At 72.6% G+C, this 6957-nt stretch carries 4 protein-coding genes; 3 read left to right on the forward strand and 1 reads right to left on the reverse strand.

What is annotated here, in order from left to right:
* Nucleotides 1–365, reverse strand: a 365-nt coding sequence (locus tag ACFVQZ_RS36265; RefSeq protein ID WP_383629154.1) for an oxygenase MpaB family protein, incomplete at its 3' end; no start/stop codon positions are given.
* 122 nt (nt 366–487) lie between these two features.
* Here ACFVQZ_RS36265 and ACFVQZ_RS36270 point away from each other — a divergent pair.
* From ACFVQZ_RS36270 to ACFVQZ_RS36280, 3 genes are all read left to right on the forward strand, one after another.
* A complete protein-coding gene (locus ACFVQZ_RS36270) occupies nt 488–1105 on the forward strand; it encodes an ArsR/SmtB family transcription factor (protein ID WP_378234361.1) in 618 nt (205 codons plus the stop codon).
* On the forward strand, nt 1102–1350 hold the full coding sequence (locus tag ACFVQZ_RS36275) for a hypothetical protein (protein WP_378234362.1): 249 nt from the start codon (nt 1102–1104) through the stop codon (nt 1348–1350). Before ACFVQZ_RS36270 ends, ACFVQZ_RS36275 begins: the two co-directional genes overlap by 4 nt.
* Before the next feature lie 225 nt (nt 1351–1575).
* Nucleotides 1576–6957 (forward strand): Ig-like domain-containing protein (locus ACFVQZ_RS36280; RefSeq protein ID WP_383629157.1); only part of this gene is annotated, 5382 nt, incomplete at its 3' end.

Below are 6957 nucleotides of genomic sequence, written 5' to 3' on the forward strand. Positions count from 1 at the left end.
CGCTCGTGGACCGCGCGGACCGCGGCGACCGCCCGCTCCGCGTCGTCGGACGTGCCGAAGGTCGTCACGGCGATGAAGGTCGACGTGCGCTGGAGCCGGCCCCACGGGTCGCCCCGGTAGCCCGAGTGCGCCGCGACACCGGCCATGGCCAGCGGGTGCAGGCTCTGGAGCAGCAGGGCGCGCAGCCCCCCGACGAACATCGACGCATCCCCGTGCACGCGCTGGACCGGAGATCCGCGCTCGAACCAGCGCGGCCCCGGCGTCTCGTGGATGCGCGCCCTCGTGGCGGTCGCGTCCGGGCCGGCGACCCGGAGGAAGATCGCGCGCTCCGCCGCACCGCGGGCCCGCTCCACGACGTGCGTCATGGCGTCGATGTTCGCACCCCCTCCCTCACCTCGCGCGCCCGCCGCGGACGACTCTCATCACTCCAAAGACTTCGTTGCAAAGAATCTCTTGCAAATATGTCTTTGGATATGTAGCCTCGTACATGAGCACCGACGGCGACACCACACCCCCGAGCGCCGAGCGCCACCCGGCGCTCGGCCCGGCCCAGCTCAAGGCGCTCGCGCACCCGCTGCGGGTCCAGATCCTCGACCTGCTCTCCACGCACGGCGCGCTCACGGCGAGCCGCCTCGCCGACCTCGTCGGCGAGTCCAGCGGGTCGACGAGCTACCACCTGCGCCAGCTCGCCCGGCACGGCTTCGTCCGCGAGGTCGCCGGCCGCGGTACGGCCCGGGAGCGGTGGTGGGAACGCCCGCCGGGCGGGTTCACCGTGAGCATGCCCGACGACGAGACCGAGGACTCCGCGGCCACGCTCGCCGGTGCGATGGTGAGCCGCGAGTTCGAGAGCGCCCGTGCCCGCAAGATCCAGGCCTTCCTGGAGCGCTCCTCCGAGCTCCCGTCACGGTGGCTCGACGGGGCACGTCTCACGACCGCCAGCATGTGGCTCACCGCCGACCAGATGGACGAGGTCGCGGACGCCTGGGACGCGCTCGACGCGACGCTGCACCGGTTCGAAGGGCAGGAACAGACCCCCGGCGCGCGGCCCGTGCAGATCCACTTCAACGTCTTCCCCACGATCGACGGCAAGGAGAACCCCTCATGAGCGCGTTTTCCCCCACCCTCCCCCGCACCGCCGAGCCGCGCGGCGCCGACCGCCTGCTCGTCGTCGTCGGCTCGGCGCTGACCGACCTCGGCCGCCGTCGCGCCGTGGCGCGGGCACAGGCGCGATGCGACGGGACCGCCGTCGCGCCGAGCACGGCGTCGACGCCGGCGGCCGACCGGCTCCACGCGGCGGCAGAGCACACCCTCGACCGCGCCGCGGTGTCCCGAGCGTCCCTTCTGCCCTGATCACCCGGAGATTCCACCCGCGTGGGGACTCCTCCCCATATCGGGGGCCGGGTCCGCTCGGTTACCCTCGACGGGGCGTTCTGTGGGCACAGACGCGCGCCTCCCCCTCTCTCGCCGTCCCGGCTCGACAGGATGACGCGATCCCGTGTGCCCCGACCAGGAACTTAGGGAGCATTGGTGGGCCTTCTCTCGAGCATCCGCGAGCATCGTCGTACCGTCGCGTCGGTGACGACCGTGTCGGTGTTCTCGACGGCGTTGGTGGGGCTGGCGTTCCTGTACGAGGGCGAGGCCACGGCGGACGTGGACCTGAACGACTCGGGCGTGTGGGTGACGAAGACGTCGGCCGGGCTGCTGGGTCGGTTCAACTCTGCCTCGCAGGCGATGGACGGGACGTTGAACGCGGGCAGCGCGTCGTTCGACGTGCAGCAGGACGCAGGGCGGGTGCTGCTGGACGACGCCGGGACGAGCACCGCGTCGCCGGTGAGCGTCGCGCACCTCAAGCTGGACGGGCAGATCCGGCTCCCGGCGGGGGCGCAGGTGGTCTCGGGTGGCGCGACGACGGCGATCCTCGACGGCGAGGAGGGTCTGCTGTGGGTGCTGCCGTTCGACGGCGCGACGTCGTTCGACGCGGAGAAGCTGGACCCGGTGGTCGAGGTCGGTGGTGAGGGCGCGCTGACCGTGTCGCAGGACGGCACGGTGTTCGCGGCGATCCCGTCGACGGGGACGCTGTGGACGGTGGCGACCACGACCAGGGGCACCGTGGAGGGCGAGGCCTCGTCCACCGCGCTCCCGGTGGGCAAGGGCGCGGAGGTCGAGGTGACCGCGGTGGGTGACGAGCCGGTGGTGCTCGACCGGTCCGCGTCGCACCTGGTCCTGCCGGGCGGTAAGAGCGTGGCGATCGACGGGGGCGGGGACGCCCGCCTCCAGCAGCCGTCGCAGTCCTCGGACGTGGTCGCGGTCGCCACGACGGACGCCCTCGTGGCGCAGCCGCTCAAGGGCGGCGACGCGCAGCGCCGTGCCGCGCAGGGCGTGCCGGCGGCGCCCGTCCAGCTCGGCGCGTGCACGTACGGGGCGTGGGCCTCGACGGGTCAGGTGATCCGTGACTGCGAGGGCACGGGACGGGACGTCGACGAGCGGCTCGAGGGCCTGGACCCCCAGACCCGCCTGGAGTACCGGGTGAACCGGCACGTGATCGTGCTCAATGACCTCGCGGCGGGGACGTTGTGGATGGCGGCGGACGAGTACCAGAAGGTCGATGACTGGGACGTCCAGATGCCGGAGGAGGCCGAGGGCGAGGAGTCCGACGCCGAGCTGACGAACCCGGAGCAGGTGGACCAGTTCATCGCGGACCGGACCCAGCCGAACAAGCCCCCGCAGCCCAAGGACGACTCGTTCGGGGTGCGCCCCGGGCGCACGACGATCCTGCCGGTGCTGGGCAACGACGTCGACCCCGACGGGGACGTCATGACGGCGTCGCTCGCGGGCGACTCCCCGGCCAACGCGACGGTGCAGGCGATCATGGGCGGTGCCGCGTTGCAGGCCGTGGTGCCCGAGGATGCCGAGGGCACGGGCACGTTCCGGTACTCGGTGGCCGACGGGCGCGGGGGCGTGGCCGAGGCCGGGGTGACGCTGAAGGTGTCGCCGTGGGGGGAGAACGCGGCGCCGGAGCAGACGGGTGACCCGGTGCTGCGGGTCGGGCAGGGCGGTCGGGCCACGATCAAGGTGCTGCCGTACTTCAAGGACCCGGACGGGGACGACCTGTACCTCGCCTCCGCGGCCGCGACCGTGGCCGGGGACGACGTGCGCTCGCGCCCGGACGGGACCGTGGAGTTCCGCGACGGCGGCGGGTCCACCGGCCGCAAGATCGTCACGGTGACCGTCGCGGACGGGCAGGGCGGGGTGTTCGAGGGCAAGCTCCTGGTCGACGTGGTTCCCGGGCCGCAGCCGCCGGTCGCGGTGAACGACCACGTGGTGGTCCCGGCGGGTCAGCCGGTGACGGTCGAGCCCCTGCGCAACGACTCCGACCCGAACGACGACGAGCTGCGCCTGGCGTCGGTGTCGGAGTCCGCGCCGGCCCAGATCACCACGAATCCCGATGCCGGCACGTTCACCTTCCTGTCGATGGAGCCGCGGTCGTACGACCTGACGTACCAGGTGACGGACGGGCCTAACGTGACGACGGGCCTGGTGCGCGTGGACGTGCTGCCGCCGTCGGAGGCCGCGGGTGCCCCGATCGTGGTGACCGACACCGCCCTGCTGCCCGCGGGCGGGTCGACGCTGGTCGACGTGCTGGCCAACGACACCGACCCCGCCGGCGGCGTCCTCGTCGTGCAGTCCGTACGCGTGCCCGCCGACGCGGGCGTCTCCGTCGCCGTGCTCGCGCACCAGATGCTGCGCATCACCGAGCTGCGCCGGCTCGACGGTCCGGTCACCGTCACGTACACCGTGTCGAACGGCACGGAGTCGGCCACCGGCGAGGTGCGGGTGGTGCCCGTGCCGGCGCCGACGCGGTTGCAGCCGCCGCAGGCGGCGGCGGACGAGGTCACGGTGCACGCCGGGGACGTGGTGACGATCCCGGTGCTGAAGAACGACACCCACCCCGACGGGCTGGAGCTGTTCCTGCAGCCCGAGCTCGAGCAGGACGTGGACCCGGCGCTGGGTGAGGCGTTCGTCTCGGAGGACACGCTGCGGTTCAAGGCCGGTCCCGAGGCCGGGACCGCGTACGCGATCTACCGGGTGCGCGACGTCAACGGGCAGGAGGACTCCGCCCAGGTCACGATCCGCATCCGCGACGGCGAGGACAACGCACCCCCGCAACCCCGCGAGATCGAGGCCCGCGTGCTGTCCGGGTCCAGCGTGCGCATCGCGGTCCCGCTGGACGGGATCGACCCCGACGGCGACTCCGTCCAGGTCACCGGCATCGCGACCCCCGCCGGCAAGGGCACCGCCCGCGTCGTGGACGGACAGATCGAGTACGCGGCGTCCAAGAACGCGACCGGGCACGACACGTTCACCTACTCCGTGCTGGACGCCCGCGGCGCCACCGCCGTCGGGACGGTCCAGGTCGGCATCGCCCGGCCCGCCGAGACCAACCAGCCGCCCGTCGCGGTGGACGACGAGATCACGGTGCGCCCCGGGCGCACGGTCTCGGTCGCGGCCCTGACCAACGACACCGACCCCGACGGCGACCAGGTCGGCCTGGTCCCCGGCGGGATCGAGGACACCCACGGCCTGGACGCCGAGGTCGTGGTCGACCGCATCGTGCTGACCTCCCCCGACGCCGACGGCGCCTACACGTTCTACTACCAGGTCCAGGACACCTACGGCGCCCGCGCCACCGGCGCCGTGACCGTCAACGTCGCCGCCGACGCGCCCCTGCTGCCCCCGATCGCGCGCGACGACACCGTGCCCGTGGAGGACATCCTGGGCAAGACCGAGGTCACCGTCCCCGTCCTGGACAACGACGAGGACCCCGACGGCGCCGCGTCCGAGCTCACCGTCACCACCGACGCGACCACCACCACCGTCACCGACACCGGCGAGCTCGTCATCACCCTCACCGAGAACCGCCAGGTCGTGACCTACACCGCGACCGACATCGACGGCCTGACCGCCAAGGCCTTCGTCAAGGTCCCCGGCCTCACCGACCAGAAGCCCACGCTCCGGCCCGGGACCCAGCTCGAGGTGCTGGCCGGCGAGTCCCTGCCGATCGACATCACGGAGCACGTGCTCGTCGTCGAGGGCAGGACGCCGCGGCTCACGGTCGAGGACAAGGTCACGGCGACCGAGGGCTCGCGCGAGGTGCCCTCCGTGACCGAGATCGTGTACACCCCTGACGCCGACTACACCGGTCCGGCGGCGGTGTCGTTCGAGGTGACCGACGGCTCCGGCCCCGACGACCCCGAGGGCCACACCAACGTGCTGACGATCCCCGTCGCCGTGCTGCCGCCGGAGAACCTGGCGCCGGAGCTCGTGGGCACCCCGACGCTCGACGTCGCGGCGGGCGAGGAGGCGTCGATCGACCTCGCACGCTTCGCCACCGACCCCGACGGCGACCCCCTGACCTTCAAGGCCACCGGCCAGGCCCAGGGCCTGACGGTCACCGTCGAGGGCACCACCCTGCACGCCCAGGCCACCCCCGAGGTCCCCAAGGGCTCGGTCGTCCAGGTCCCGATCACCGTCACCGACGGCGAGCACCCCCCGGTCGAGGGCACCGCCACCCTCACCGTCGTCGCCTCCACCCGGCCCCTCGCCCGCGCCAACCAGGACACCGTCGACGACGCCCACCAGGGCAAGCCGACCACCGTTCCCGTGCTCGCGAACGACTCCAACCCCTTCCCCGACACCCCGCTGAAGCTCGTCGACGCGGTCGTGGAGACCGGCCAGGGCACGCCGAGCGTCGAGGGCGACCAGGTCACCGTGACGCCTCGCGACGACTTCATCGGCGTCATGGTGGTGCGGTACCGGGTGCAGGACGCGACGAAGGACCCCGACCGCGAGGTCGAGGGTCGCGTCCAGCTCAAGGTGCTGGGCAAGCCCGAGGCACCGGCGACGCCACAGGTCGACGAGGTCCGTTCCAAGACCGTCGTGCTGTCCTGGGACCCGCCGAACAACAACGGCGCCGAGATCACCGGCTACACCGTGCGCTCCCAGAACGGCTACGAGAAGGCCTGCGGCACCACCACGTGCACGCTCGACGGTCTGACCAACAACGTCGAGTACACCTTCACCGTGTTCGCGACCAACGCCGTCGGCGACGGACCCTCCTCCCCGGCCTCCGCCGTCGCGCGCCCGGACGAGAAGCCCGACCCGCCCGCCGCACCCACCCTCGAGTTCGGCGACCAGTCGCTCACCGTCACGTGGACCAACCAGGCCTACACCGACCGCTCGCCCATCGAGACGGTCAACCTCGAGATCTCCCCGGCCCCGCCGAGCGGGGCGATCCAGATGCAGGCGCTCTCCGGCAACCAGGTCGTGTGGACGGGGCTGACGAACGGCGTCGCGTACCGCGTGCGCGTGCAGGCCGTGAACCTCGCGCCCGACCCGTCCGAGTGGGGCGACTACTCCGCCGAGGAGATCCCCGCCGGCCTGCCGGACGTCCCGAAGACGCCGAAGGCCGACCGCGCGGCCGACTCCCCGCTCAACGGCGGGTCGATCGACGTGTCGTGGGAGCAGCCGTTCGAGAACGGCGACGCCATCAAGGCGTACCACCTCCAGCGGTACCGCAACGGCTCGGCAGACGGGGCGGCGCTGACGCTCACGGGGCTCAGCCACAAGGCGACCGGCCTCGACAACGAGTCGTCCTACACGTTCACCGTGACGGCCGAGAACAAGGCGGGCGTGACGGCGCAGAGCTCGGCGTCCGCAGCCGTCGTCCCGTACGGGCGCCCGGAGGCCCCGCCGAGGCCGAGCGTGCAGAACGTAGGCAACGGCTCGCAGAACAGCGGCATCCCGCGCGTGTCGTGGGGAGCCGCCGACGCCAACGGCAGCCCGATCACGGCCTACACGGTGACGGCGTCGCCGGGCAACGCCACCAGGCAGGTCTCCGGGACCTCGGTGGACTTCACGGGCCTGAACCCCGGGTCGTACACGTTCACCGTGACCGCG

The organism is Streptomyces sp. NPDC057854, assembly GCF_042797055.1.
GTDB lineage: Bacteria > Actinomycetota > Actinomycetes > Streptomycetales > Streptomycetaceae > Streptomyces.

Coding starts and splice junctions, on each gene's coding strand:
- ACFVQZ_RS36270 (WP_378234361.1), top strand. CDS start 488: ATGAGCACCGACGGCGACACCACACCCCCGAGCGCCGAGCGCCACCCG.
- ACFVQZ_RS36275 (WP_378234362.1), top strand. CDS start 1,102: ATGAGCGCGTTTTCCCCCACCCTCCCCCGCACCGCCGAGCCGCGCGGC.